Below are 421 nucleotides of genomic sequence, written 5' to 3' on the forward strand. Positions count from 1 at the left end.
TGGCCACTTAGGGTTACGCCCTTACGGCGTGCCACTTTGAAAAGCGCAAAGTGGCCAAACGCTTTCGCCCCTACCCCTCGGTGCCTCGCTGTGGCTCGGCATGCCCTCACCACAGGCCTTGCTACGTGGGCCCGCCGCGATCGGCCATCCATGGCCGTGTCGCGGCTAACCCGGCGTCCTGCCGGGTTACCCACTACGCAAAACCTGCGCTCGGCCAGCAGGGTTTAATGGGGCCTTCAACATCAAGATCACAAGCCAGATCAACAGCAACAGCAAAAACCAGATCAACTGCCGGGCAACCTGCTAGCCGAGCTGCCGCAGGCTGCGATCTTTTGATCTGGCCGTTGCCGTTGCTTTGGCTTTTGATCTGTCCGCCCCTTCGGGAGGCCGAGTGTAGGTTCTGCGCAGTGGGTGTCCCGGC

1 protein-coding gene is annotated in these 421 nt (G+C 61.5%); it reads right to left on the reverse strand.

Features of this window, described 5'->3' with window-relative positions:
• Window positions 1-193: 193 nt before the first annotated feature.
• A partial coding sequence (locus NTD86_RS13125; protein ID WP_262202847.1) for a hypothetical protein occupies window positions 194-421 on the reverse strand: 228 nt, incomplete at its 5' end.

Origin of the sequence: Pseudomonas sp. 7P_10.2_Bac1 (genome assembly GCF_025465935.1) — a bacterium.
In the GTDB taxonomy this organism is placed as follows: domain Bacteria; phylum Pseudomonadota; class Gammaproteobacteria; order Pseudomonadales; family Pseudomonadaceae; genus Aquipseudomonas.